Below are 25,323 nucleotides of genomic sequence, written 5' to 3'. Positions count from 1 at the left end.
GTGTTGGCGCTACGAGTTGGTGATTACAGGTAAGGTTTCACCCAACCCAGACCTGCCGTCGTTTCCCCACGAGGTTTATATTCACAACCGATCCAGCCTTGGTAGCCCACCTTGTCCAACTGGGCGAATAGCCAAGGATAATTCAGTTCACCGTCATCGGGTTCATTACGGTCTGGCACCGAGGCGATCTGGATATGGGCATAGCGCCCGGCAAGCGTTGCGATCAGATTGCCGATATTGCCGTCCACCAACTGCGCGTGGAAGAAGTCGAACTGAATAAACACGTTCGGGCGATCGATAGTGGCCACCAGCTCCGCCGCTTGATGCTGGCTGGAGAACAGGTAGTTAGGCTTGATCGGCGGGCTGAGCGCTTCGATCAACACCTTGATACCGTGAGGGGCAAAGGCGTCGGCGGCGTAACGGATATTGCGGATAAAGGTTTCCCGATAGTGGGCAATATCTTCCCCAGGAGGCACTACGCCAGCCATCACATGAACGTTAGGGCACTTGAGGGCGATAGCGTATTGCAGAGCGCGATCGATATCCGCACGGGCATCCTGCTCGCGGCCGGGCAACGCCGCCAGTCCCCATTCACCTGCGCTTACATCACCCGGCGCAGTATTGAACAGTACCTGCTGCAAGCCGTTTTGTTGCAGTTTTTCCGCCAGTTGATCGGCAGGGAAATCATAAGGGAACAGGAATTCTACCGCTTTAAACCCGGCCGCTGCGGCGGCGTCAAAACGATCCAGAAACGCGTGTTCGTTAAACATCATCGATAAATTGGCAGCAAATTTTGGCATGGTTCAGCTCCGTAACTCGGCAATTTCATCATCGGTTAAATAGCGAATGGGGCGGTTGCCGAGGGTGAAAATCAGCTTGGCCGCATCTTCCATTTCTTCGGTATTGTTCGCGGCTTCCCGCAGGCTCTCGCCGGTGACCACGGGGCCGTGGTTTGCCAACAGGAAAGCCTTGTAGCTAGGGGCCAGCTTGCCCAGATCTTCTGCCAGCCGCAGATCGCCGGGGCGGTAGTAAGGCACCACCGGCACCTGGCCGACGCGCATCACCACATAAGGGGTGAACGGCTTTATGGCATTTGCCGTATCCAGCCCTTGCAGGCAGGAAAGTGCGGTCAGGTAGGTGCAATGCAGATGCACTACCGCCTTGCACGCTGGGTTGTTTTGGTACAGCGCACGGTGAAAGCTGATCTCTTTCGAAGGCTTGTCGCCGGAGATCCATTCACCGCTCAGGCTGACTTTCGACAGTTTGTCTGCCTGCAATTCCCCCAGGCAAGAGCCGGTGGGAGTGGCCAGCAGGGTACCGTCTGGCAACAACAGCGAAAGGTTGCCTGCTGAACCGGTAGCATAGCCGCGCTGGAAGAATGAAGCTCCCAGGCGCACCATCTCTTCCCTTGCCAGCCGTTCAGTGTCAGCGGTTATCGTCATACTGGAAACTCCGTCTGTGCTCTGGCGAAAAAGTTTTCATCGCCGAAATTGCCCGATTTCAGGGCCAGTGATACTGGTTGTTCAATGGCGCGTACCCAAGGCACGCCTGGCGAAATACAAGGGCCGATATGGAAACCACGGATCCCCAATGCCTGGGTGACTACGCCAGAGGTTTCACCACCGGCAACGATAAAGCGGCTGAAACCCTTTTGTTGCAGGCGTTTAACCACCTCGGCAAACAGGGCTTCTACCGCCTGGCTGGCGGCCTCGGTGCCGTATTGCTGTTGGGTTTGTTGCAGCTGTTCTGGTTCGGCGGTGGCGTACAGCAACGGGGCCAGTGGCTGTGCGGCCTGTTGTTCAACCCAGGCGCTTAACTCGGCTGCGTAGGCGCTGCGATCGCCCGCGTTGATACAGCGCGAGACATCAATACTCTGTGCCGGAGCCTGTTGGCGGTAATGTGCCACCTGCTTGTTGGTCATGGTGGAGCAGGAGCCGGAAAGCACTACGGCCTTATCCCCTTGCGGCGCTCCGGCCGATTGGGCTTTTTCCTGACCCGGCTGTGCCCATTGGCGGGCAATACCGATCGCCAGTCCTGAACCGCCGGTGAGCAACTTCATGGTTTTCAGCGCTTCGCCCTGCGTCAACAGATGCTGTTCGTTCAGGGTATCCAATACCGCGTAGCGCACGCCCTGCTGTGCCAACTGTTGCAGTTTGTCTTGCACCGCACCAGCTCCACGATCCATCTCTGCCGCGTTGACCAGCCCGCAACGCCCGCTGGCCTGGGCCTCCATCAGCCGCATCAGATTACTGTCGGTCATTGGCGTAACCGGATGGTTGCGCATACCGGATTCCGACAGCAATTGCTCCATCACGAACAGGTAGCCTTGATATACCGTGCGGCCATTTACCGGCAGCGCAGGGGAAATCACCGTTTGCTGTTCACCAAGTGCATCGAGCAAGGCATCGGTAACCGGCCCGATATTGCCCTGAGCGGTGCTGTCGAAGGTGGAACAATATTTAAAATAGAACTGGCGGCAGCCCTGGCGCTGTAACCAGGCCAAGGCCTGCAACGACTGCTCGACCGCCTGATCAACCTGGCAGGAGCGCGATTTCAGGCTGATCACCACCGCCTGCGAGTCGACAGGGGTATCATCCTGCGGCACGCCATTGAGCTGGACCGTAGGCAAACCGTTTTCCACCAGGAAGCTGGCGATATCGGTGGCGCCGGTAAAGTCGTCTGCAATCACTCCGAGTAACATTATGAGTTCTCCTTATTCTTCGGCAGTTCGATCCCGGCGAAGATCTTGATCACTGCGCTGTCATCTTCCTTGCCGAAACCTGCGTTGCTGGCGGAAGTGAACATATTGAACGCCGTGGAGGCCAATGGCAGCGGGAAGTGCAGCGCTTTGGCGGTATCGGCCACCAGCCCAAGATCCTTGACGAAGATATCTACCGCAGATTTTGGTGAGTAGTCGCCATCGACCACGTGGCGCATACGGTTCTCAAACATCCAGGAATTGCCTGCGGCGTTGGTGACCACATCGTACATCACGTCCAGCGGGATACCGGCGCGAGCGGCCAGCGCCATCGCCTCGGCACCGGCGGCAATATGTACGCCCGCCAACAGTTGATGGATGATCTTGACCGTTGCACCCAGGCCGATCTCGTCGCCGATGCGGTACACTTTCCCGGCCACGGCATCCAGCACCGGTTGCAACTGGGCAAAGGTGCTCTCACTGCCCGAGGCCATCACGGTCATTTGGCCAGCCGCTGCCTTGGCTGCACCGCCGGAAACCGGGGCATCCAGCATCGGCAGGTTATACGCCAACAGTTTCTGTTCGATCTCCTTGGCATCCGCAGCAGCAATGGTGGATGACACCATCACCGGCGTATTCGGTTTCAACTGTGCCGCCAGGCCGTTTTCCCCAAACAGGATCTGTTTTACCTGGTTGGCATTAACCACCAACAGCAGCACCGCATCCAGTTCGGTTGCAAAGCCTGCGGCGCTGGTGGCGGCCTGTTTGGCACCGGCCTGCTGTAGTGCCGCCAGTGCCTGTGGGTTGAGATCGACGCCATAGGTGGTCAGCCCGGCATTGATGCAGGATGTTGCCGCGCCCATGCCCATTGAACCCAAACCGACGATACAAACTGCGTAGTTTCCTGGTTGTGCCATGATGCACCTCTGTTAATTTTAGTGATTATTTGTTTTGATGTGTTAAATGTAAGCGTTATTTATCTAGGCGTCGGTGATCATCTTCACAATTATTAACAAATAGAAAGATAGACGATAAATCGGTTACTCCTACTAACATAATGCTTTTAAATGTTTTTTATGATTATGACCGGCTTCACAGCCTGAAAAGCTTTGCTTCCGCTGCACGAAAATTGACGTAAAATCACAATTATTATCATCGCAGTTAGAGAGGGGGAATCGTGATACCTGTTGAACGCCACCAACAAATTTTGGCGCTGGTGTCCGAGCGCGGCGCAGTCAGCATAGCTGAACTGACCGAAAGGCTGGGGGTCTCGCACATGACTATCCGGCGCGATCTGCAGAAACTGGAAGAGCAGGGCAGCGTATTGTCTGTCTCCGGCGGCGTACAGTCGGCCGAGAGAGTGGCGATTGAACCTTCGCATCAGGATAAGGAGGGGATGTTCAGCCAGCAGAAAGCCGCCATCGGGCAACTGGCTGCGCGGCAGATCCCGGCCAACAGTTGTATCTATCTGGACGCAGGAACCACCACGTTGGCGCTGGCTCGCCAGATCGGCGAGCGTGACGACATCACCGTGGTGACCAACGATTTTGTTATCGCCGCTTATTTGCTCGAACATAGCCAATGCAAACTGATCCACACCGGCGGTACGGTATGCCGGGAAAACCGTTCTTGCGTGGGGGCCGCTGCGGCTCAGGCTTTGCGTAATCTGTTTATCGATCTGGCGTTTATCTCTGCCTCTTCATGGAGTATGCGGGGCTTGTCTACCCCCAATGAGGACAAAGTGGTGGTAAAAAACGCCATCGTAGAGGCCAGCCGCCGCTGCATTTTGCTGAGTGACACCTCCAAATATGGCAAGGTGGCCACCTATCTGGCGCTGCCGATTACGGTGTTTGAGGTGATCATCACCGATGACCAGCTGCCGGAAGCGGCGTGTGAGGCGATTATGCAGGCGAATATTACGCTGCTTACGGCGGCAGGTTGAACCATTCCCCTTGCTCGGTGCCGTTATTATCCAGCCGAGACGGGGATTTTAACAACTATAAATAGGACTTAACGCAGAAGAAAGTAAATGGAATAATAGAAGGTGTAGGTCAACAAAAACGGCTGGTTAATAATCGCCCATTCAAGGGTAAAGTATCGCTAGATAATTATCCGGCCATAAATTAAATTTATCGCTTATTTTTTTCAACTGTCAAATCTAAAAATAATAAATAAGAGTTTAACTTCAAATATCGTTAATTTTTCAGTAAATGGTTTTTTTATAGCGTTTTTTGGTTAAGATTTTTCTTGCCTTGTAACGCAGGAATACGTGTGAGTACTCGGTACTATCTCGCAAGATCTGGCCTTGCCCAGCGCGAAGAAGATAACGAAGCACATTGCATTTAATGGATAAATAAAGATTTATAACTTAGGGAGCTTTACCATGAAAAATATCACACTTGCTTTAGCCGCCGTTGCCGCATTCGCTGTCACAGGCACCGCTCAGGCAACTGGCACTACCGCACACGCTTTGGCGACTTGGTCAGCAACCGCAAAGAAAGATGCCTCGAGCAAGTTGATTGTCACGCCACTTGGCAGCCTCACATTCGAGTATGCGGAAGGCATTAAAGGCTTTAATAGCCTGAAGGGATTGTTCGATGTGACTATCGAGGGGGAAGGAACTGCCACCGATTTCAAACTGACCTCAAAACTGGTTTCCAATACCCTGACTCAGTTAGACACCTCCGGATCCACGCTGGAAGTGGGCGTTAACTACAATGGCACCGCCATCGATAAGATCGCTGAAACTACCCTGATCGACGTCAATCGTGGCATTCTTGGTGGTAACCTGGGTATACTGGCCAGCACTTATAACCAGGCTGGTCGCACCAGTGCACAAGATCAGTTCACCTTTAACATCATCGGCGCGACGGCAGATGGTACGGTTGCCGTGACGGATTTCAGCACCCTGCCGGAAGGTATCTGGAGCGGTGAGGTGAGCGTGGAGTTCAACGCCACCTGGACCACGAACTAATCTGCGCCATGCGCCTCAAACAGGGGGGAAACCCTTGTTTGCTTCGCGCCCGTCAAAGATTTGGAATACTGCGATGAATCCTTGCTATTCTGCTGCTCTCTTGTTGTTGGCGATGTGCCAAAGCGCACAGGCGCTGGATGTTGGTGCTATCAGCGCTTTTATGCCCAGCGAGGCGGCAATATTAAGTAAAGAAATAAAAAATGCCACCGAGAGTGGTCGTCTGGTGAATATCAAAATAGAACGTATTTCCAACCCGTCGGAGTCAGGCGTTGTTATTCCACTGGGATCGCCAGATGAAATGCTGTTGTCGCCAGCCAAGCTGATCATGCCTGCCCACAGCAGAGAAGTGATCCGGTTTTATTATAAAGGTCCTGATGACAGTAAAGAGCGCTATTACCGTATTACCTGGCTCGATCAGGCATTATCGGAGGCCGGGGATAATAAGACCAAGCGTCATGGCATAGCGACAACCTCGGCCCGGATCGGCACTATTTTAGTGGTTACGCCGCGCCAGGCTAAATTTAACCACCAATTTGCCAATAACAGGATCACCAACACAGGTAATGCCACCTTTAAAATGGTGGCCTACGGTGCCTGCAAGCAGCGGAAAGAGGGCGCTAACTGTAAAGAAAACTATTTTGTTATGCCGGGCCAATCGAGTGGCTTAGTCAAAGTGGATCTCATTGATAAGAAAAGCCATCTTGCGCTGTGGTATGGCGAGCAGTTTATTCAGGTCAAATAGCCTCCCTGTCGGAGGGGGTTAAGGTTATCGCGTTACCCTAGAAGAAGCCACGGAATGCGCCGTAAAGTAGCGTCAAGGAGTGCGATGTGAAGCGAACGTTGGGCAGCATATTACTCAACATACTGGTGACTTGTTGGGTTGCCGTTATCGCTGCGGCCATACTCTCAGGGCAACCGGCGTTTGCCGCCGGGGTGACCCAAATTAGCGGCATATTGATCCCACCGACTTTCGCCTTGGCGTTGCGTGAAGGAATGAGCATCCCGTTATTGGTACATTTTGAAAACAACAGTGGCGCGAAAGACGATCAACGTATTGGACATGCCTTGCTGTTACTGGAAAATAACCGTTTGAAAATCGGCCATATTATCCTGGAAGAGAACGACAGCGCCCCCCAGTTGACCAAGGCAACCCGTCAACGGCTCATGGCGCTGAATAATGCTGATTTTGACGATCGGCAACGGCTGGTGTTGTCGGATGCAGCCTGGTTAGCGTTGAACTTTCACCAGTTGCACCTGCAACTGGTGGTCAAGGAAGCGGCGTTGGGGACGGTATTTCGTGAACGCTCCAGCGATATCGGTGCCTCAAGCGTGGGGACGGTAAGCAGTACGCTGGCCTATAGCCTGGGGATTTATGACAACCGTCGTCACGCCAGCGAAGGGACGACTTCTAGCTACTTATCGCTGAATAATGTCACTTCGCTGCGTGAGCATCACCTGGCAGTGAATGGTTCTGTTTATGGTATTGGCAGCCCCAATCAGGACTCCACGTTGTATAAGGTGATGTATGAGCGTGATTTTGCTGGCCGCCGTTTTGCCGCAGGCATGCTCGATAGTTGGAATCTGCAGTCGCTGGGGCCAGTGACTGCCATCAATTCGGGGAAAATCTTCGGTATCTCTTATGGCAACCGCGCCAGTTCGACGCGTTTTGATCGCTCACAATCCCTCATTCCAATTGTCGCCTTTTTCCCTTCGGCGGGTGAGGTTCACCTGTCACGCGATGGCCGTTTGCTGAGTGTGCAGAATTTTGCCATGGGTAATCACGAAGTGGATAGCGGCAATCTTCCCTTTGGGATTTACGATGTGCAGGTTGAGGTGGTGGTCAATGGTCAGGCGATCAGCCGTCGCACCCAGCGGGTCAACAAACTCTACAGCCCAGGCAATACGGTGGGGGCACCGCTGTCCTGGCAATATTGGGGCGGCTTGGTACGCAGGGATGAGTGGCGTGGCGATAACGATCGCCGCAGTGAGGCGAAAGATGTCTACCTGTTGGGGGCTTCCGCTGCCGGTTTTTTACCCAGGATGAACTGGGCGCTGTCGGGCTATTCCCTTGACCACACTACGGTAGCAGAAGCCCGTTTCAGCCTGCCGATCACCGAATCGCTCCAGGTGAGCACGCAGAGCATGGCTGCTTCCGATAGCTCATGGAGTTTGGTCAACAGCGTAAGTACCTCACTACCGGGTGGTTTCAGCACGCTATGGGTTAACGAGGAAAAGACGGTGAGCGGCAGCAGGTTACGGCAGAACGCGGCCCATAACCGGGCGTTTGGCGGCTCGTTGAGCCTGGGAGCGCTAGTCTCCAAACTTGGCACACTTAGCGTGAGCTATAACGAAGACAAGAAAAGTGCCAGTCATTACTACAACGTGGATTACTACCAGAGCCTGTTTTCCGGCCGTTATGGTTCGCTGGGTATGCGCACCGGGATACAGCGTTATAACAATGGCTATTCAACCGGCGGCAGCGGTAAATACCTCACCCTTGACTTATCGTTACCGCTGGGGAGCGGGGTCAGTGCGGGAATAGCCAATCAGAATGGTTACACCATGGCCAATATTGCGGCGCGTAAAGAGATCGCCACTGGGTCTATTCGTAGCGTAGGGGCCAATCTGTCACGCGCCATCTCGGGCGGGGGTAGCCGCGTTAACGGCGGAGCCTACGCACGCTTTGATAGTAAATATTCTACCGGTACGGTCAACGTCAGCAGTTCCGCCGATGGTTATGTTAACTCTAACCTGACCGCCAACGGCAGCGTAGGTTGGCAAGGGAGGCATATCGCGGCAAGTGGGCGCAGTGACGGTAACTCAGGGGTCATCATCAATACGGGGTTGGCGCAAGAAAGTATGTTGACCGCTCGTGTGGATGGCCGTCTCGTCAAGCTGATCGGCGACATAAACTACCTGCCGTTGTCACCTTATGGCCAGTATGTAGTGGAATTAATGAATAACCAGCATTCGGCGGAAAGCTTTGAGATCACCACCCAGCGTAAGAGCCGCTTGACACTGTACCCAGGCAACGTAGCCGTTATCGAACCGCAAATCAAACAGCGGGTTACCGTATTTGGTCGACTCCAGGCCGAAGATGGCAGTCCACTGGCCAATGTTACTCTTACCAACCCCAGTGGGCGCACCTACACGGATGAATTGGGGGAGTTTGTAATGGATATCGACAAGAAATTTCCGATGATTGATTCCACCGATCATCAGCAGCAAAGCTGTGAGGCAGCACTGGATCTGAGTCAGGCACAGGGGGCTGTCTGGGTCGGTGATGTTGTGTGCCGTGGCTTGAAAACTACTGCCAATCTGGGGCAAACGGGAGCTATGCGGCTATGAAGGGGGAAAGGATGCGTCTGGCGCTATTGTTCGGCGGGCTGTTGAGCATCGCTCCGGCACAGGCGCTCACTGCGTATAATTGGCCAGATGCATCGGAGGTCAAGTTTGTCCTTGTCGAAGACAATACTGGCGATAACTTCTTTGTGACCCCCGCCGGGGTGCTAAACCCCCGCATGACGGGCGCCAATAGGTGGACCGGTTTGAAATATGGCGGCTCTGGCTCTGTATATCAGCAAAGTCTGGGCTATATAGACAATGGCTATAATACGCTGCTGCTGGCCAACTACCGTTATGATATGTGGTTGGAAAATGCGCCGGTCAAAGACCCACTCCTCGGCCTGCGCTGTATTAACTGGTATAGCGGCTGCAATATGGATAGCAGCCTGATCCCGCCAGAAACCAGCGATGAAAAAGGGTTCTACGGGGTGGTCGTTCCTTCTGGGGGGGCAAAGTGGATGCATGGCATGATGTCACCGAGTTTTTATCAGTACCTCAAACAGATGGGAACCGGCGATTCGTTCAGTATGCAGATCAACGGTTGTCAAACCCCGGTTGATTATAATGCCACCCTAGGCGAGCGCTGTCAGGATCAGAGCCGTGGCAGCTGGTATGCGCGCAACGTTACTCATAGCAAGGCGGCCCACCTGCGCTTTATCAATACCAATGCGGTGGAGGAAATCTTTGTTAACAGTGACGGGGTGCCGATCATCGGTGAGGGTAACGCAGACTGCCGCAACCAAACCATCGGTAGACGCAGCGGTATCATGTGCATGATGGTCAGCTATGAGCTACAAACGGACGGCAGCGTCAGCAACACGTCAATCCGCATTTTTCCCTCGATTAACCATGCGGCACTGGCATCGGCAGTAAGCTCGGCCGATCTGCAATTCAGCCTGGATGGCAATACCTGGCAGTACACATCGGGCAGCAGTTACTACTACACCTTTAATGACATGAAGAGCAGTAATGCCATTTACGTCTTTTTTTCCAGCGACTTTTTCAAACAGATGGTGACGTTGGGGATTGCCGAGAGTGGCAGCCATAATCTGATTAATTTCCGTTTTCGGAACACCACCTCGCCAGAGTCGGGCTGGTATGAGTTTGCGACCTCCAACCAATTACTTATCAAACCGCGGGACTTCAGGATCAGTATCATCTCTGAGGATCACGATAACAGCCCGCATCGGGAAGGTTATGTGGGGCCAGAAGAGTCGCCTTTGACGTTTGGTTATCTTGTCACCACCAGCGGCAAGACCCATGCCGATGAGGTCAAGGTGATGGTCTCCGGCCCCACGCATTCGCTAAACGGGGTCAACTACTGTCTCTTCTCATCGGTAGGCAGTACCACGCAAGTTCCGTTCCCGGCCTACCTCAGTATCACCACCAGCACGGGCAGCGCACAGACTTTTGACGCAGGCTGTGATGGTCAGTGGCATGATATGACCCATGCCCTGTGGAGCAGCACTCCTTGGGATGATATTTCCGGTGACCCGGGGGTGATGAACAAGACCAGAGTTGAATTCACTATCCCGATGAATGCGCCGATCTCACGCAAAACCATCGAGGATGATGATTGGTATGGCGATATCTATGCTGCCGGTGAAATTCATGTTGAGGCGACCTGGCGCGATATTAGGGGGATAAGGTGAAAAGGTTGTTGTTTTGGCTAGCATGCCTGCCGCTTAGCGCCGGGGCGATCGATGTGGGTACTATGACCTTTGTCATGAACCAGCAACAGTCCTTTGTTGCCAAGCGGGTGCTGAACAATAATCACGGTGCCAGGATATACCAGGTAACCATTCGCGCTATCGATCGGCCAGGGCAGCATGAGCTTCGCAGTCGGCCAGCTGACGGGGAACTGTTGTTTGCGCCCAAGCAGTTGGCGCTGCGGGCGGGGCAGGGGGAATATTACAAGTTTTATTATCACGGCCCGCAGGACAATCAGGAGCGTTATTATCGGGTCTCATTTCGCGAAATCCCTACCAACCCGATAGCCCAGGAGCAGCGACAACTGCCCGGGGCCAATCTGGAACCCATTATGGTGATGGATACCCTGTTGGTCGTCAGACCGCGTAACAGCCTATTTGCCTACCAACTGGATAAACAGCGTGGCACACTCAGTAACACGGGTAATACCTTTTTTAAATTCCTGTTAAAACCGGGCTGCAATAGTACCGATGAACAAGGGACCAGCGAGTATTTGCGCCCAGGGGATACGCTTTCGCATCCTGGTATCAGATTGGCAGGGCAGAAGTTTATTATTTATAACGACACCTTTATTAATATAGATAACAGCTGTATGTAGCAAAGGCCCTGTCACCCCTTGCCAGCTCGCTGAAAGGTTACCCAGTGGATTTTACCCTGATGAGTTCACCGATCTGTCCCGCGGTTATGCCGTTCATATCGCGGGTAGCAAGTGGCTGGAGAATTAAAAAACTGTTGATTTGACACGATAGTTGGCTTTGTTGAATAAATCGAACTTTTGGCCGCAATCAGGATCAGATCACCACATTCCTGCCCCTCTGGCGGTATCCCGTGGCAAAGCAAAAGTTCAAAATCACCAACTCGCTCGCGGGTATGCCAAAAAGTGTGCGCGTTGCCTGAGGTATATGCACATTCAAGGGGTTCTTTTGTCCAAATCTGATTTATTCAACAAAGCCCCAAAGGCATCCTTGGTGGTTTTCACCGACCTCATCAACCCGGATATTTTGTCGCTGCTTGCCGCGCAACAACATCTCTCATTAGTGGCCAAGCGCGATAATGTGAATTATCTGCTGGCCGCCATTTCGGCGGCCCACCCTACTGCCCGTTTTCGCAGCCCAGCGATGCGGCAGCTGTTGTTACAGGAACAGTCGCCATTATCAGCTTGTGAATGGCGCGTCCTGGGATTCAGGTTATCGGGCGCAGCTATAAGACCGTCTGCACCCATAAGCTGAATATCATGCGCAAATTGGGGCTGAATCCGGTTGGCTTTATTCAACTGCTTTTGGCATTCAGAACTCGTTACAGCGATTCTAGCTTACCGACACGGAGAAACGAAAGCAGGCTCCAGCATGCTGTTGATCAACTAGCGTAATGTCACTGTCGTGTAACTGCAAAATGCGTTTGACAATCATCAACCCCAATCCCCCCGCATGGCGGCGGGCATGGTTGAGAATTGACGGCCGGATAAACAGATCCGGGCGCAGCTCCAAGGGAATGCCAGGCCCGCTGTCATTGACCTGAACCATCACCTTATTGCCCTGTGGCCACAGGCGTACCTCGATCTCTCCACCGGTTGGCGTATGACGGATCGCGTTATCCAGCAGGTTGGTCAACACCCGTTCCATCATGCTCAGATCGGCAAACACCTGGGGGATGCCCGGTTGAATATCGGCAAGCAGGCGCTGTTGGCGAGCCTCGGCGGCCAGTTCGAACTTCTGGAATACGTCTTGCACCAACTCACTGAGGGAGAAGGGCTCTTTCTGAGGTTTCACTACGCCGTACTCCAGCCTTGCCAGTTCAAAAAGCTCTTGCGCCAGCCGGCCGACTTTGCGGCTTTGCGCCAGGGCGATCTCCAGATAACGTTGACGGTCGGTAGGTGTCAGGCTGGCGGATTTCACCGACAGCGTTTCCAGATAACCATGCAGCGAGGTTAATGGAGTGCGCAAATCGTGAGAGATATTGGCGATAAACTCGCGCCGTTGTTGATCTTGTTGCGACAGCGTTTGCCACTGCTCGGTAATGCGTTGCGCCATACGGCGGAATGCCTGCTGCAACTGGCTGACCTCATCACGGCGATGGCTCTGGGCAGGGGTATTGGCATAGGTTTGCAGCGCTGCGATGCCGTCGCCATCCAGCGCACTTACCTGCTGAGTCAGACGGCGGATCGGGCGTGTCACCCAGTGGAAAGCAATCCCCCCGGCCAGCAGCCCGAACAGTGCCACCAGCCCCATCGACCACAGCGCGGTATAAATGGCAGAATTGATCTGGGCGCTATTGGCCAGCGCATCATAATCCTCCCCAAGCAGCACCACGTACAGATAGCCTTCAATCTCGCCATTCACCCGCAGCGGCGCGGCGCTGAATACTTTTTCGTTATTGAGACTGCGCGGGTCGTCACCATAGACGGGCATTTCGGCCCCGCTCAGCAATGTCTGTACCGGCAATAGATCGACTTTCTGGCGTTTCAAATGCCCGGCAGGTGCCGCATTACCGACGATATTGCCTTGTTTATCCAGCAGATAAACCTCAACGCTCGGATTAACTGCCATCAGTTGATTGAAGAGGGTATGTACCGAGCGACCGTTCCAGCCCTGGGAACTTAACAGTGGGTTGCTGGTGGCGATATGCTGCGCCAGATTGGTGGAAAGCCGTTGGATCACCGCCTGGCTATATTGTTTGCTGCTGTGCACCTGTAACCAACCGGAGATCGAACAGCAGATGAGCAGCAACAGGGCGAAAACCAGGGTCAGGCGTTGCGTCAGCGTGAAATTTTTCATCGTTCAGCCTTGCGGCGAAGCCGCGAATTTATAGCCCATGCCCCACACGGTGAGGATGTGCTCGGGTTCTGCCGGGTTGCGCTCAATCTTGATCCGTAGCCGGTTAATATGGGTATTCACCGTGTGTTCATACCCTTCATGTTGATAGCCCCAAACCTGATTGAGCAGGCTGAGGCGGGAAAACACTTTGCCGGGGTGGCGGGCGAAAAAATACAGCAGGTCGAACTCGCGCGGTGTCAGTTCCACCGTTTGCTGGTTCAAAAGAACTTCGCGGGCGATGGGATCGATCACCAGCCCGTTCATGCTTAACGTTCCCGCTTCCATCCGGAGATTACGGGTCATCGCCTCTTGGCGGCGGAACAGGGCTTTGACGCGGGCGACGAGTTCCAGCATGGAAAAGGGTTTGGCCAAATAATCGTCTGCACCCAGTTCCAACCCCAGAACCCGGTGGACTTCACTAGAGCGGGCGCTGGTGATAATGATTGGCGTATAGCGCGTCATATTGCGGGCGCGGCGGCAGATTTCCAGGCCATCGATGCCTGGCAGCATGAGATCGAGGATCAGTGCGTCCCAACCCCCTTGTTCCAACATTGCCATGCCCTGATTGCCATCGGCCGCGTGGCTGATGTCATAGCCCTCATCGCGCAGATGCAGTTGCAACAATTCAGCGATATGGCCGTCGTCTTCGACGATCAAAATTCGTTTTGCCCTTTCCATTTTCTCTACCGCGGTTAACTGGCTTACCTGAAGTCTACACAACCCCCACCTTGGAAGTGATCACATTTTATTTAACTTTGCGTGAGGTCTTGGGGAACAAATCCGTTGAATACTGCTGGCATCGAACCCATACGGGGCAGGAGAGAAGCGATGATCACGGTGAAACAGACCCTTATCCACCCGCTGTGGCTAAGGTTGACACATTGGCTGAACGCGCTTGCCATGCTGATTATGGTCACCAGCGGTTGGCGCATTTATAACGCTTCCCCGTTGTTTAACTTTAGTTTTATCAACGAGCTGACACTAGGTGGTTGGCTGGGGGGGGCGCTGCAATGGCATTTTGCCGGCATGTGGCTGTTTGGCATCAACGGCCTGTGCTATCTGCTGATCAACCTGTTCAGTGGCCGCTTTAAACGCCAATTCTGGCCGCTCAGCCCCAGGCAGTTTGTGGTCGATCTATGGGCCGCGCTGTGCGGCAAGTTGTCACATACCGACCTGCGCCACTACAACATGGTGCAGCGTGTGGCCTATGTTGTGGCTATCGTAGTCAGCGTCCTGATGGTGCTTTCCGGGCTGGTGTTGTGGAAGTCGGTGCAGTTTCCTCTGCTACGCACCTTGCTTGGGGGTTACGACGCGGCTCGCTATGTCCACTTTTTTGCCATGACGGCGCTGGTTGGCTTTGTGGTGATCCATCTGGTGATGGTGGCCCTGGTGCCACGTACGTTATTAGCCATGCTGCGTGGACGCTAAGGAGACACAAATGAAAACGGAAAAATCACCTCTCAGCCTGAGCGAAGGCCTGGATATCGTTAAAGAGGCGCAACGCCTGTTAACGCGCCAGCTGGCATCGTCGTCGCGCCGCCGTTTTCTGCGCAATGGCTTGACCCTGGGGGGCGTGGCGATGCTGACCGGCTGCGATCTCAGTGATAACGCCCAGGTGGAGCAGGCCTTGAGCCGCGTCTCACGCTTTAACGATCGGGTTCAGGGCTGGCTGTTCAATGCCAACCATTTGGCACCAGAGTATGCCGAATCGATGATCACTCGGCCATTCCCGTTTAATGCCTTCTATAGCGAGGATCAAGCGCCCGATATCAACGGCGACGATTATCGGCTGGAAGTGGCGGGGCTGGTGCAGCACAAGCAGCCCTGGACGTTGGCACAGTTGCACCAGATGACGCAAATCAGCCAGATCACACGGCATATCTGTGTGGAAGGCTGGAGCGCCATCGGCAAATGGGGTGGGGTGCCGTTTGCTACCTTCCTGAAGGCGATTGGTGCAGATCTGAACGCCCGCTATATCGGCTTTAAATGTGCCGATGACTATTACACCAGCATCGATATGGCCACGGCGTTGCATCCGCAAACGCTGATGGCGCTGACTTACGATGGGCAGATTTTGCCGCGTAAATACGGCTATCCGATGAAACTGCGGATGCCTACCAAGCTGGGTTACAAGAATCCCAAACATATTCAAGTGATTGAAGTCACCAACCACTTTCCCGGTGGCTACTGGGAAGACCAAGGTTACAACTGGTTTGGCGGCAGTTGATTGCCGCCAGTGCAGTTTCATGGCACGACGCGTGCCGGTTAACCAAGAAAAGGAAATACCATGAAAAAGTTATTTGCCATGATGATGTGTAGCGCACTGATGCTGGGTATCACTGGAGCCCATGCGGCCGATAGCATGAGCAAGGACGCGATGAAAAAGGACGGTATGAGCCAGATGTCTCACGACGGGATGGCAAAACAGGGCATGAAAAAAGAGTGCATGGATAAAGACTGCATGAAGAAGGACTCGATGGCCAAAGAGGGGATGAAGAAGGACTCTATGGCTAAAGATGACATGAAAAAGAGCTCGATGGCCAAAGACAGCATGAAGAAGGACGCAATGAGCCAGTAAGGGGGCTGGTGGCCGCTAGTTATCCTGTTTCTGATACGGCAAGGGGCGCGCTCAATCGCTGAGTCTGCCCCTTTTGCTTAATTGCCAGCGACGAAAATGGTGCTCATCTTTCTCAGGCGCAGCTTCTTTAATGCACTGTATTTTTGTGAAAAAATGGTTTTTGGATGGGTGCCGCGCTTGGCTGCAATGTTCTGCAGGCTATCGCCGCGCAGGAGGTTGAAGATCACGTCACTTTCCGCTGGGCTGAGTTCGCGGGTTTTCTGCATCTTCAATTGCCCCGACTCTTCGCTCGCCAACAGGTTTTCCACTTTTTCCTGCAGTAGATAAAGTGGCATGCGTGCCGATACCAGCTCCACCGAGATTCCGAGGATCGTCAACAGCTTGGCTACCCGCTCATCATCATAAAACACCAGAATACGCGTTGTGCTCATGTGTTGCTGATGCACAGACACCAGGCTTTCGATCACGTTGACGCTTTGTTCCAGGTTTTGAGAGGTGAAAATCAGCGCAATGTCATGCTTGATAATTTTCTCCGCCTTCGCGCCACCGCGCATAAAGTCCGAAAACAGCTTGATATCGTACTTGCCATAATGCTTTTTCAGCAGCATTGAAAGCCCGACATAGCTGTACTTGCACTCACTGATCACCAGAACATTGTTTTTAGACATATTGGGGATACCCATAATGAGTTAAAAGTACTCAGCAGCAAGCAGCTGATTTAAATCTTTGATGTTGGATTCCTGCCACAGCTTCCCCTGCAGTGCATAATAAGGCATTTCGTCTAGCCATTTTTTTTGTTCGCGCGTTTCAACTCCTTCGATAATCACCCGGTAATGATTCAGTTGAAAAAAGCGCAACAAGGCGCGCATCAACCCCTCACCGCCGGGCTTTTTCATAAAGTCCCACAGCAGCTGTCGATCGAGTTTAACGAAGCGGAAACGGCTGTTGTACAAGGCAGAAAACCCGGCATAGCCAGAACCAAAATCATCAAGCCAAAATGAATAATTATTCAAAGAGGGATCGTTATGGATGCGGTTTTTTACCAGCCTGCTGGCGTTTTCGTTGATTTCGAAATGCAGGCAATTCATCGCGCGGATTTTATCGGCTAATGTACCGTTTGCCAGTGCCTGCAGCGAATGGTCGTCGACATTGATGGTGGCAATGATCTGGTGTTGTTGAAACCAGTCACGGTATTTTTCTATCAATTCAATTTGTTGATGCAGGATCTCGACGCGGGTTTCCCGATCGGCCTGCTGGAAGAATTGTTCTGGAGAGAAATGCGCAAATTCGCTATCGAAAGAGAAGCGCGATAAACATTCAACGGCCAGCAGTTGTCCTGATTTGGCAAACATAGGCTGGAAAACATAATTAATGCCGTTATTTTTACCGTTAAAAGCGCTGCGCATTCCTCAATCCTTTGATTGAAATTTATCTATATGATTTTAAACAATAAACAAAGAAATAAATGGCTGTTTATTGGTAGTAATCTTATTAAAGAAAGAATCATCTTATCTGGTGGTAAATTCCTCTAAAAAGATTGAAATTTCAGAGGGGGCACGCTTGCGCTCAAGATGAATATTTGTGCAATAACAGAGTTATATTCTGGTTTGTCGGCATTTTATCGAATTTTTTGACCGCTAACCTTGGTGAATTAAGATTATTACGAACTGGATAAATCGTCAACATCGATCAATGGGTATTTGTTGATAGTTTTTTCCTATCATGAGTGGCGTTATGAATGTTTTAAACGATTTATCAATGAGAATGATCCTGACCTATATTGCGCCGGGCAATGGATTCATCGGGCTTCATTCCTGACAAGGAGTAGCATCGTTGAATGTACTTAATGGATGTATTAATTCACCGAGAGTCAAAAATATGAAAATCTCTAAGCTGTCTGCTGTATTAGCACTGACTGTATGTGCTACCGCTATTCCTTCTATTTCAGCACAGGCTGCCGATGGTACTATTACTTTCAACGGTAAAGTGACCGACCAGACTTGTACTATCAGCACCCCGGGTGGTAAAGATTTTACCGTTACTCTGCCGACCGTATCTTCTTCTACCCTGAGTGCAGTTAACGCTACTGCGGGCCGTACTCCATTCGCGATTAACCTGACCAAATGCTCTAAAGGCCAGGTAGCAACCTATTTCGAACCAGGTGCAACCGTTGATTTCAAAACGGGTCGTTTGAATAACCAAACCCAAACCAATGCTGCTACCAACGTGCAAATCCAGCTGTTGGGTAGCAACAACCAGTTTCTGCCAATTCTGGCTGCCACCAATAATGGCGCACAGGCTAACTCCCAGTGGGTTACCGTTGCCAATGAAGGTGATTCAGCTGACCTGAACTACTATGCGGAATATTTCGCAACTGCCGCAGCGGGCGCTGGTGATGTGACGTCAAACGTACAATACACCATCATCTACCAATAAGTTATTACCCGTCACTTTTCTAGTTAAATATTGTTTCCTCCCTGTTGTTTGTCAGGGCGAATCGTTTCGCCCTGATGGTATCTAAACTCAGGGGGTGAACATCATCGGGTATATATTCTGGCGGGTGGAAACTTTTCCCCCGCTGTATTTCTATAGTAGTGATATTAAAATGAAAACATCTTTTAAGAAATACAGCGTATTGCTGATGGCCGTGCTTTTCAGCAGCAGCGCTTTTGCCAGCGTTATTGTTAACGGCACACGCGTTATTTATCCGGCCAAACAGCGGGAAGTGACCGTCCAATTATCCAATAATGGGACCTCCCCGGCGCTGATCCAGGCCTGGATCGATGAGGGCAACGCAGAAACGACGCCAGAAAACAGCAAGGCTCCCTTTATCATTTCGCCTCCTATCAGCCGTATTGAGCCTAATGGCGGCCAGGCGCTGCGCGTTTCGCTGACCACTACGGCGTTGACGCAAGACAAAGAATCGCTGTTCTGGTTGAACGTGCTGGAAATTCCCCCTGCACCGACCGGAACAGCCGCCGACACTACGCCAGAAAACTTCCTGCAGGTGGCCTTCAGAACCCGTGTGAAATTGTTCTATCGCCCGGAAGGCCTGAGCGGCGTAGCCAATGACGCGCCAGAAAAACTGCAGTGGAGTTTCGTGGCGGGCGGCGTAAAAGTGAAGAATCCCACGCCATTTTATGTTTCCTTCACCGAAATCAATGCCGTTGCCAACCGCAAGAAAGTCATGCTGGCACCGCATGGCGACATGCTGGCCCCTGGCCAGGAAAAAACGTTGGCCTTTTCCGGTGACAGTTCACGGATTGCTGATGTTGAGTACACCACCATCAATGATTTTGGTGGCCGGGTTAATCGCAGCAAAAATCAGCAAAAGTAACTCTTGGAAAGCCCCATGCCGCGATGTGAAGACAGCCGACGGGGACGCTTAATTTGGTAAAGGAATGCATGGATATGAACGAGTTGCTTATCTCTGCCGCCGTAAAGTCGGCACTTTTCAATTACAGATCCATCCTGCTGTTAACCGGCAGTGCCCTTAGCCTGGCCACCCCGGCATTTTCCCAGGCAGCGGCTCCAAACGATGCCAAGCAGGCCGCTGCGCCGGTCGAAGCCACTTTCAACAGCAATTTCCTGGTTGGTCAGGCGCAGGGCGTGGATCTTTCACGCTTTCGTGATGGTAACCCGGTATTGGCGGGGAAATATTCTCTGGATATCTACGTCAACGGAGAATGGAAGGGCAAAAAGAACATCGAATTCAAGAGCGTGCCGGGTAAAGACAGTGCCGATACCTGCTTTAGCCTGCTGTCTCTGGAAGAGTTTGGCGTCGATACTGCGGCGATGGGCAGCGATCCGGCGGTGACAACTAGCAGTTGTAAGCCGCTGGGGGAATGGGTGCCGGAAGCGTCTTACCGCCTCAATACCAGCACCTTGCGTATGGATGTCAGCATTCCGCAGGTCGCGCTGCGCCGTACCGCGCGCGGTTATGTCGATCCGAAATTCTGGGATCGCGGCATCACCGCTGGCTTTCTGTCCTATAACTTCAACGCCTTTAATTCGCACAGCTCCAATAGCGGCGGCAATTCGGATTCGACCAACGCTTATCTGACGATGAACGCCGGGATGAACATTGCCGGTTGGCAGTTGCACCATGACTCGAACGTGAACTGGCGTAGTCAGGAAAGCACCCATTGGCAGAATACGGCCACCTATGCGCAGCGTGCCATTCCGGGTGTGCGCGGTATGCTGACTTTGGGGGATGCGTTTACCAGCGGCGATTTCTTTGATTCGATCGGTTTTCGCGGTGCGCAACTGAGTACCGACGATCGCATGCTGCCGGACTCCCTTAACGGCTATGCGCCAGTGGTGCGTGGTGTGGCGCAAAGCAATGCTTTGGTGGAAATTCGCCAGAACAATCAGCTGATCTATCAAACGACAGTAGCGCCGGGCGAGTTCGTGATTAACGATCTGTTCCCTACCGGCTACGGTGGCGATCTGGACGTCACGGTCAATGAGGCCGATGGTTCCGTGCGCCAGTTCAGCGTTCCCTATGCTTCGGTGGCACAGATGTTACGCCCGGGGATCCAGCGTTATGCGTTAACCGCTGGCCAAGTTCGCGATGATAATTTACATACCAAGCCCGAGATGTTCCAGGCGACTTATCAGCGCGGGTTTACCAATATTCTGACCGGTTACACCGGGGCGACCGTGAGTGACGGTTACAGCGCGGTGCTGCTGGGAAGTGCGGTGGCAACACCGTTGGGGGCTTTTGCCGTCGACGTTACCCAAGCCAACACCCGCCTGAAACAGGGTGAGATGTCCGGCCAGAGCTACAAGATCAGCTACAGCAAGCTGATGTCGGAAACCAACACCAACTTCACCATTGCGGCCTATCGCTACTCAACTTCCGGCTATTTATCACTGCGTGATGCGGTGTATGCCCGTGATAATGAGAGCCGGGGTCTAAGTGCTGATGCGGTCAACCGCCAGCGCAGTGAATATCAGCTCACGCTGAACCAAGGGCTGGGGGGCAACCTGGGATCGCTGTATATCACCGGTTCGGTGAGCGATTACTGGAACCGTGGCGGTACTTCCAAACAGTATCAGGTGGGTTACAACAACTTTTTTGGCCGCGTGACCTACGGGTTGTCCGCCATGCGTACCTCCGATACTGATGACCACGATGAAACCCGTTACTTCCTGAACTTTTCGATCCCGTTCAACATTGGCTCGCAAAACATCAGTCTGAACAGCGCATTGGCCTACAACGACCAGGGTTACGACAGCAGCCGCATCGGTATCAACGGCTCTACCGGGGAGGATAACAACATCAGCTACACCGCCACGTTAGCCAACGATCAGACCGGTGGAACCAATACTAGCGTGAGTGGGGAATACCGCAGTCGTTTCGCCACCATGAACGGCTCTTACAGCTATGGCCGCGATTTCCGCCAGTCGTCCATCGGGGCTTCCGGCAGCGTGGTGGTACATGGCGGCGGCGTGACCATGACGCCTCAGCGTGGCCAAACCATGGTGTTGATCGAAGCGCCGGATGCCGCTGGGGCTATCGTCACCAACTCACCTGGGGTACGAATCGATGATAACGGCTATGCGGTGGTGCCTTATGTTGCCCCATACCGCATGACCAACGTCACGCTGGATCCTAACGGCATGTCACGCGATGTTGAGTTGGAAAGCAGCAGCCAGCAGGTAGCGCCTTATGCCGGTGCGATTGCCAAGCTGGAGTTCAAGACCATCAAAGGTCAGGCGCTGATTATCCATGCACTAGGCCCGAATAACACGGCGTTACCTTTTGGTGCAGAAGTATTGGATACCCGTAACCAGGTGATCGGCATCGTCGGCCAGGGCAGCCGCATCTATCTGCGTACCGAAGCGTTACAGGGGTTACTGTTGGTGAAATGGGGCACTCAGCCGACACAACAGTGTACCGTGAATTATCGTGCCAAAACACAAAACAGCACTGATTACGAAATTATCGAGGCGAGCTGCAAATGATCAATGTTATCCATAAATTCACCGCCATGCGCCAACGCCCTAAACAAGCCATGCTGTTTTTGTTACTGATGTTGGCTGGGCAACAGGCTTATGCTCAATGTTGGGTTAACACGACCACGCCGCAGGACATCATTATGAACGTCGGCAGGGTATTGATTACGCCAAATACCAATGTGGGCGATGTCCTGGCCACCGGCAAGTTCGATATCAGCCGGGATAACAATATTTCTTGCAGCGGTAGTAGCACTTTGTACGGACGAATTTTGCAAGGAGGCCCGAGCTCCATCAGCGACAAAATCTGGACCACCAACGTACCGGGAGTTGGGTTACGGCTTTATCGCCAGATCGGCACGCAGGAAGGTGCCTATTACCCGCACGAGATCCACCGTTACGGCGCGGTGTATCTGGCTGCAGGGTATTTTGTGGTTGAGGTGATCAAAATTGCCCAGAATACTGGCACCGGTTCGTTGGCTCCAGGGCAGTATTCTACTTACTATGCGGATGGTTCTGGCCCTTCAAGACCAATCCTGATCTCTCATGTGTTGGCGAACAGCATCACCATTGTTACCTCGTCGTGTTCGGTAGATGCGGGTTCCAAAAACAAGGTGATCAACCTGAGCACGGTGGCCACCGCAGCGTTTAAAGGCGTCGGCAGTACCGCCGCAGAGCAGGATTTTTCGATTAATATCAACTGTGTAGGTGGTTCAGGGACGGAACTGTTGCCTGGCGGCACAGGGGAGGGTTTGGTAAACGTACGTTTCGATTATACCAGCGATGCCTCGAATGCGCCGGGTGTGCTCCAGTCAGTACCGGATAGCAATGCCGCCAGCGGCGTCGCTGTCCAACTGCTGACCGGCAATAACTCAACGCCAATTAATAGCGGCACTGCGGTGTATGCCGGGCATACCATTGCCAACCAGACCAATACCATCACCTTGCCACTCAAGGCGCGTTACTATCAGACCGCAGCGAAAATGAAGGGCGGCGTCATCAAGTCGATTGCCACCTTTACCCTCGAATATAACTGATAAGACGTCCGCCAGTTCAATACATAGGGGCGCTGTATACAGCGTCCATTTACCAAACAAAAAGGCCAATGGGTTTATACCCCGTTGGCCTTTTTGCTTTTAACGCTGGCCGACCCAGTTGGTGCAGCCTTCGTCTACGCATTGGCGCTTGTACAGTGAATGCAGGCTCGGTGAGCTGTGCCGATAGCTGTGCTCTGAGGAAAGGGCCACTTCATCTTGCTGCGGCGTGCGGCGATAAACCGCTGGCGTTTCACCAAACTGCTTTTTAAAGGCCCGGGAAAATGAAGGCTGGGAATCAAAATGGAACTGCAAGGCGATATCCAGAATCGGGCGAGGCGTGGCGCGTAGTGCCTGCGCGGCCTTCGACAAACGGCGTTCGCGGATATAGCTGCCGAGCGCATGGCCGGTGGTACTGCGGAACATACGTTGCAGATGCCATTTGGAGTAGCCAGATTTTGCCGCCACGTTATCCAGCAGCAGCGGTTGATCCAGGTGGTTCTCGATCCAGTTCAGCAAGTCGTGAATGATATTGGCGCGATCCATGGGTTTAATTCTCCTACAGCGACGATACTCGGGTCATCGTCAAATGGGACTTAATAATCCAAGTTTATTCTTTGATAATAGGCGCGCAAGGGTGGTTACGCAAGAGTAAACTTGGATAATTGACGTGGCGAAAAATGCTCCGCCAGAGGTAGGGGTTTAGTTAATTGGTGAGGGGGTAGGGAAATAGGTAGGGGCACAGCATGCTGTGCCCGTGTGGATCACTTGATGTTCATGGCGTCGCGCATGGTGAAGAACAGATCGGTCTGATCGGTCAGCCCCACAATGTTGGCGGCATGTGGGCCATAAGCGGCAACGCGCAACTGAGTACCGGTATGGCCCTGTGAGCCTTCTTCCGAGTTGCCGTAGCTGATGGTCATCACCGCGCCGTCTTTGGTGGTTAACGATTGGGTCAGCCCCGGCGCCTTGGCCTTGGCGGCAATAATCTGGCTGGAGTGGGCGTGGTCGGCGGTGACGATCACCAGGGTATTGCCGTCGGCACGGGCGAATTCCAGCGCTTTTTGTACTGCCTCATCCAGATCGACCGTTTCGCCAAACTGGCCGCATGGGTTGGCATCATGATCCTGTTTGTCGATGGACGCCCCTTCTACCTGCAGGAAGAAACCGTTCGGGTTGTTCTTCAGCAGCTCGATGGCTTTCTCGGTCATCGCCGCCAGCGTTGGTACATTGGCGCCGCGCTCTGGGTTATTCTCACAGGTCACCGCAGGCTGATCGAGATTACCGTGGTAGGACGCTTTCGGGCCTTTCCAGCGTACCGGCATATTGCCTGGCGCAAACAGGCCCAGCAGCGGCTTTTGCTGATTGGCGAGGTTAATCGCGTTCAGACTTTCGGCATCCTCCACCCATTGGTAGCCTAACGCGGCGGCCTGGGCTTTCAGTGTTTTCCCCTGCCATTCGCCGCTTTTCGCCAACTGAGCGAAGGATTTTGCCCCGCCGCCCAGCGTGACGTCGGCGCGGGTTTTAATCAACTGCTCGGTGATCGATCCGTGCCCGCCGTTTTCTAGCGCGTTGCTGGCACATTGCTCACTGGTTTCCTCTGGGCCGTAGCACTTGCGCGAGGTGACATGCGAAACCAGTGCTGCCGGTGTGGCATCCTGTAGTTCCGCCGTTGAGACGTTACCGGTGGCTTTACCTGCGGCCTTGGCCAGTTCCAGAATCGTCGGTTGATCTTTGCCGTTCACATCCACGCCCAATGCGCCGTTGTAGGTCTTGACGCCGGTAGCCCAGGCGGTGGCCGAGGCGGCAGAGTCGGTGACATAGTCCGGTTTATGGCTTTTCTTATCCAGCGAGTAGTGGGTGTATTGGCCGGTCAGCGGCAGGGCATCGATCCCTTTGAAGTAACCGCCTGCGCCTTCGGCATAGTTGCGTGCGCCGGTGATTTCCGAATCGCCCATGCCGTCGCCGATCAGCAGGATCACGTTTTTAGCGGTTTTATTCGACAGCGACGCTTGCAGTGCAGCGGTTTGATCGCCCGCCAAACGGCGTGCACCGCCGGGTTCGGTAATATCGCCACGAGCCGCGCGGTTGGTGGGTTGATTATTGTCAGCCAGGGCGGCGGAACATAACAGAACGGATAATACGGCACCGGCGATCAGGGAAACGGACTGCTGCATGGGTAGGGCTCCTTGTCGTCATACAAAAATAGG

Annotated in this window: 23 protein-coding genes and 2 pseudogenes; 14 read left to right on the top strand and 11 right to left on the bottom strand. The window is 53.2% G+C overall.

From position 1 onward, the window contains the following. Window positions 1-23: 23 nt before the first annotated feature. Genes KAJ71_RS12655 through ltnD form a run of 4 tightly spaced genes read right to left on the bottom strand, consistent with a single transcriptional unit; the run spans window position 24 to window position 3,615 of the window. Window positions 24-800 carry an HPr family phosphocarrier protein gene (locus tag KAJ71_RS12655; protein WP_248946055.1) on the bottom strand — a complete coding sequence of 259 codons (777 nt, stop codon included), beginning with the start codon at window positions 798-800 and terminating at the stop codon, window positions 24-26. Between the two features lie 3 nt (window positions 801-803). Continuing rightward, window positions 804-1,442, bottom strand: coding sequence for a 3-oxo-tetronate 4-phosphate decarboxylase (otnC, locus tag KAJ71_RS12650; RefSeq protein ID WP_248946054.1), 639 nt, complete (start codon window positions 1,440-1,442; stop codon window positions 804-806). Beyond that, a complete protein-coding gene (gene otnK / locus KAJ71_RS12645) occupies window positions 1,439-2,701 on the bottom strand; it encodes a 3-oxo-tetronate kinase (protein ID WP_283106751.1) in 1,263 nt (420 codons plus the stop codon). The genes otnC and otnK overlap by 4 nt, the downstream gene beginning before the upstream one ends. Continuing rightward, window positions 2,701-3,615 carry an L-threonate dehydrogenase gene (ltnD, locus tag KAJ71_RS12640; RefSeq protein ID WP_141131728.1) on the bottom strand — a complete coding sequence of 305 codons (915 nt, stop codon included), beginning with the start codon at window positions 3,613-3,615 and terminating at the stop codon, window positions 2,701-2,703. Before ltnD ends, otnK begins: the two co-directional genes overlap by 1 nt. Before the next feature lie 260 nt (window positions 3,616-3,875). On the opposite strand from ltnD, the pseudogene ygbI reads away from it, so the two are divergent. Then, window positions 3,876-4,619: pseudogene (gene ygbI, locus KAJ71_RS12635) on the top strand (DNA-binding transcriptional repressor YgbI); the annotation flags it as partial. On the opposite strand, the pseudogene KAJ71_RS23640 reads toward ygbI, so the two are convergent. Next, window positions 4,598-4,645, bottom strand: a pseudogene (locus tag KAJ71_RS23640) (hypothetical protein); the annotation flags it as partial. The pseudogenes ygbI and KAJ71_RS23640 overlap by 22 nt on opposite strands. Before the next feature lie 436 nt (window positions 4,646-5,081). Here KAJ71_RS23640 and ecpA point away from each other — a divergent pair. The 6 genes from ecpA (at window position 5,082) to KAJ71_RS12605 (ending at window position 11,956) form a co-directional block, all read left to right on the top strand. Beyond that, the gene (ecpA, locus tag KAJ71_RS12630; RefSeq protein WP_248946052.1) at window positions 5,082-5,672 is read left to right on the top strand and encodes a common pilus major fimbrillin subunit EcpA; all 591 of its coding nucleotides are present in this window, start codon (window positions 5,082-5,084) and stop codon (window positions 5,670-5,672) included. Window positions 5,673-5,745: 73 nt separating this feature from the next. After that, the gene (locus KAJ71_RS12625) at window positions 5,746-6,414 is read left to right on the top strand and encodes an EcpB family pilus assembly chaperone (RefSeq protein WP_248946183.1); all 669 of its coding nucleotides are present in this window, start codon (window positions 5,746-5,748) and stop codon (window positions 6,412-6,414) included. A gap of 98 nt (window positions 6,415-6,512) precedes the next feature. After that, window positions 6,513-9,020, top strand: coding sequence for a fimbrial biogenesis outer membrane usher protein (locus KAJ71_RS12620; protein WP_283106757.1), 2,508 nt, complete (start codon window positions 6,513-6,515; stop codon window positions 9,018-9,020). Window positions 9,021-9,031: 11 nt separating this feature from the next. Beyond that, window positions 9,032-10,669 (top strand): fimbrial adhesin EcpD, encoded by a 1,638-nt coding sequence (gene ecpD / locus KAJ71_RS12615; protein ID WP_375540736.1) that lies wholly within the window; start codon window positions 9,032-9,034, stop codon window positions 10,667-10,669. 62 nt (window positions 10,670-10,731) lie between these two features. After that, window positions 10,732-11,325 (top strand): fimbria/pilus periplasmic chaperone, encoded by a 594-nt coding sequence (locus KAJ71_RS12610; RefSeq protein ID WP_446033331.1) that lies wholly within the window; start codon window positions 10,732-10,734, stop codon window positions 11,323-11,325. Window positions 11,326-11,650: 325 nt separating this feature from the next. Continuing rightward, window positions 11,651-11,956, top strand: coding sequence for a hypothetical protein (locus tag KAJ71_RS12605; protein WP_248946049.1), 306 nt, complete (start codon window positions 11,651-11,653; stop codon window positions 11,954-11,956). 78 nt (window positions 11,957-12,034) lie between these two features. Here the strand turns inward: KAJ71_RS12605 and KAJ71_RS12600 are convergent, their stop codons facing one another. Together KAJ71_RS12600 and KAJ71_RS12595 are read right to left on the bottom strand one after the other, a co-directional pair. After that, a complete protein-coding gene (locus KAJ71_RS12600) occupies window positions 12,035-13,501 on the bottom strand; it encodes a HAMP domain-containing sensor histidine kinase (protein ID WP_248946048.1) in 1,467 nt (488 codons plus the stop codon). A gap of 3 nt (window positions 13,502-13,504) precedes the next feature. Continuing rightward, window positions 13,505-14,218, bottom strand: a complete 714-nt coding sequence (locus tag KAJ71_RS12595; RefSeq protein ID WP_248946047.1) for a winged helix-turn-helix domain-containing protein — start codon at window positions 14,216-14,218, stop codon at window positions 13,505-13,507. A 150-nt stretch (window positions 14,219-14,368) separates the two neighbouring features. Here KAJ71_RS12595 and KAJ71_RS12590 point away from each other — a divergent pair, with 150 nt between their 5' ends. From KAJ71_RS12590 to KAJ71_RS12580, 3 genes are read left to right on the top strand one after another with little or no spacing between them, the layout of a single operon-like run. Beyond that, window positions 14,369-14,968 carry a cytochrome b/b6 domain-containing protein gene (locus tag KAJ71_RS12590; RefSeq protein WP_248946046.1) on the top strand — a complete coding sequence of 200 codons (600 nt, stop codon included), beginning with the start codon at window positions 14,369-14,371 and terminating at the stop codon, window positions 14,966-14,968. 10 nt (window positions 14,969-14,978) lie between these two features. Then, window positions 14,979-15,767 (top strand): molybdopterin-dependent oxidoreductase, encoded by a 789-nt coding sequence (locus tag KAJ71_RS12585; RefSeq protein ID WP_248946045.1) that lies wholly within the window; start codon window positions 14,979-14,981, stop codon window positions 15,765-15,767. 60 nt (window positions 15,768-15,827) lie between these two features. After that, window positions 15,828-16,118, top strand: a complete 291-nt coding sequence (locus KAJ71_RS12580) for a pentapeptide MXKDX repeat protein (RefSeq protein WP_248946044.1) — start codon at window positions 15,828-15,830, stop codon at window positions 16,116-16,118. Between the two features lie 77 nt (window positions 16,119-16,195). Here the strand turns inward: KAJ71_RS12580 and KAJ71_RS12575 are convergent, their stop codons facing one another. Both KAJ71_RS12575 and KAJ71_RS12570 read right to left on the bottom strand, forming a co-directional pair. Further along, window positions 16,196-16,786, bottom strand: a complete 591-nt coding sequence (locus tag KAJ71_RS12575) for a helix-turn-helix transcriptional regulator (protein WP_248946043.1) — start codon at window positions 16,784-16,786, stop codon at window positions 16,196-16,198. A 21-nt stretch (window positions 16,787-16,807) separates the two neighbouring features. Continuing rightward, complete coding sequence (locus tag KAJ71_RS12570) at window positions 16,808-17,524, bottom strand: EAL domain-containing protein (RefSeq protein ID WP_248946042.1); 717 nt, start codon at window positions 17,522-17,524, stop codon at window positions 16,808-16,810. A gap of 472 nt (window positions 17,525-17,996) precedes the next feature. Between KAJ71_RS12570 and KAJ71_RS12565 the strand changes: the two genes are divergently transcribed. From KAJ71_RS12565 to KAJ71_RS12550, 4 genes are all read left to right on the top strand, one after another. Next, entirely contained in the window at window positions 17,997-18,554 is a 558-nt protein-coding gene (locus KAJ71_RS12565; protein WP_248946181.1) for a fimbrial protein, read from the top strand. A 169-nt stretch (window positions 18,555-18,723) separates the two neighbouring features. Next, window positions 18,724-19,455: a fimbrial biogenesis chaperone gene (locus KAJ71_RS12560; protein WP_248946041.1), complete on the top strand. Its 732-nt coding sequence runs from the start codon at window positions 18,724-18,726 to the stop codon at window positions 19,453-19,455. A 74-nt stretch (window positions 19,456-19,529) separates the two neighbouring features. Then, window positions 19,530-22,088 carry a fimbria/pilus outer membrane usher protein gene (locus KAJ71_RS12555; protein WP_248946040.1) on the top strand — a complete coding sequence of 853 codons (2,559 nt, stop codon included), beginning with the start codon at window positions 19,530-19,532 and terminating at the stop codon, window positions 22,086-22,088. Then, complete coding sequence (locus tag KAJ71_RS12550; protein ID WP_248946039.1) at window positions 22,085-23,116, top strand: fimbrial protein; 1,032 nt, start codon at window positions 22,085-22,087, stop codon at window positions 23,114-23,116. The genes KAJ71_RS12555 and KAJ71_RS12550 overlap by 4 nt, the downstream gene beginning before the upstream one ends. A gap of 99 nt (window positions 23,117-23,215) precedes the next feature. On the opposite strand, the gene KAJ71_RS12545 is transcribed toward KAJ71_RS12550, so the two are convergent. Continuing rightward, the gene (locus tag KAJ71_RS12545) at window positions 23,216-23,659 is read right to left on the bottom strand and encodes a helix-turn-helix domain-containing protein (RefSeq protein ID WP_248946038.1); all 444 of its coding nucleotides are present in this window, start codon (window positions 23,657-23,659) and stop codon (window positions 23,216-23,218) included. 218 nt (window positions 23,660-23,877) lie between these two features. After that, window positions 23,878-25,290 (bottom strand): alkaline phosphatase, encoded by a 1,413-nt coding sequence (phoA, locus tag KAJ71_RS12540; protein ID WP_248946037.1) that lies wholly within the window; start codon window positions 25,288-25,290, stop codon window positions 23,878-23,880. Window positions 25,291-25,323: the final 33 nt, after the last annotated feature.

It is taken from the genome of Serratia silvae (assembly GCF_023282985.1).
Taxonomy (GTDB): domain Bacteria; phylum Pseudomonadota; class Gammaproteobacteria; order Enterobacterales; family Enterobacteriaceae; genus Chania; species Chania silvae.
Note: the sequence above shows the minus strand (reverse complement) of the source record. Positions and strands in the feature narration are given on the sequence as shown.

Coding starts and splice junctions, on each gene's coding strand:
- KAJ71_RS12655 (WP_248946055.1), bottom strand. CDS start 800: ATGCCAAAATTTGCTGCCAATTTATCGATGATGTTTAACGAACACGCG.
- otnC (WP_248946054.1), bottom strand. CDS start 1,442: ATGACGATAACCGCTGACACTGAACGGCTGGCAAGGGAAGAGATGGTG.
- otnK (WP_283106751.1), bottom strand. CDS start 2,701: ATGTTACTCGGAGTGATTGCAGACGACTTTACCGGCGCCACCGATATC.
- ltnD (WP_141131728.1), bottom strand. CDS start 3,615: ATGGCACAACCAGGAAACTACGCAGTTTGTATCGTCGGTTTGGGTTCA.
- ecpA (WP_248946052.1), top strand. CDS start 5,082: ATGAAAAATATCACACTTGCTTTAGCCGCCGTTGCCGCATTCGCTGTC.
- KAJ71_RS12625 (WP_248946183.1), top strand. CDS start 5,746: ATGAATCCTTGCTATTCTGCTGCTCTCTTGTTGTTGGCGATGTGCCAA.
- ecpD (WP_375540736.1), top strand. CDS start 9,032: ATGCGTCTGGCGCTATTGTTCGGCGGGCTGTTGAGCATCGCTCCGGCA.
- KAJ71_RS12610 (WP_446033331.1), top strand. CDS start 10,732: ATGACCTTTGTCATGAACCAGCAACAGTCCTTTGTTGCCAAGCGGGTG.
- KAJ71_RS12600 (WP_248946048.1), bottom strand. CDS start 13,501: ATGAAAAATTTCACGCTGACGCAACGCCTGACCCTGGTTTTCGCCCTG.
- KAJ71_RS12595 (WP_248946047.1), bottom strand. CDS start 14,218: ATGGAAAGGGCAAAACGAATTTTGATCGTCGAAGACGACGGCCATATC.
- KAJ71_RS12590 (WP_248946046.1), top strand. CDS start 14,369: ATGATCACGGTGAAACAGACCCTTATCCACCCGCTGTGGCTAAGGTTG.
- KAJ71_RS12585 (WP_248946045.1), top strand. CDS start 14,979: ATGAAAACGGAAAAATCACCTCTCAGCCTGAGCGAAGGCCTGGATATC.
- KAJ71_RS12580 (WP_248946044.1), top strand. CDS start 15,828: ATGAAAAAGTTATTTGCCATGATGATGTGTAGCGCACTGATGCTGGGT.
- KAJ71_RS12575 (WP_248946043.1), bottom strand. CDS start 16,786: ATGTCTAAAAACAATGTTCTGGTGATCAGTGAGTGCAAGTACAGCTAT.
- KAJ71_RS12570 (WP_248946042.1), bottom strand. CDS start 17,524: ATGCGCAGCGCTTTTAACGGTAAAAATAACGGCATTAATTATGTTTTC.
- KAJ71_RS12565 (WP_248946181.1), top strand. CDS start 17,997: ATGAAAATCTCTAAGCTGTCTGCTGTATTAGCACTGACTGTATGTGCT.
- KAJ71_RS12560 (WP_248946041.1), top strand. CDS start 18,724: ATGAAAACATCTTTTAAGAAATACAGCGTATTGCTGATGGCCGTGCTT.
- KAJ71_RS12555 (WP_248946040.1), top strand. CDS start 19,530: ATGAACGAGTTGCTTATCTCTGCCGCCGTAAAGTCGGCACTTTTCAAT.
- KAJ71_RS12550 (WP_248946039.1), top strand. CDS start 22,085: ATGATCAATGTTATCCATAAATTCACCGCCATGCGCCAACGCCCTAAA.
- KAJ71_RS12545 (WP_248946038.1), bottom strand. CDS start 23,659: ATGGATCGCGCCAATATCATTCACGACTTGCTGAACTGGATCGAGAAC.
- phoA (WP_248946037.1), bottom strand. CDS start 25,290: ATGCAGCAGTCCGTTTCCCTGATCGCCGGTGCCGTATTATCCGTTCTG.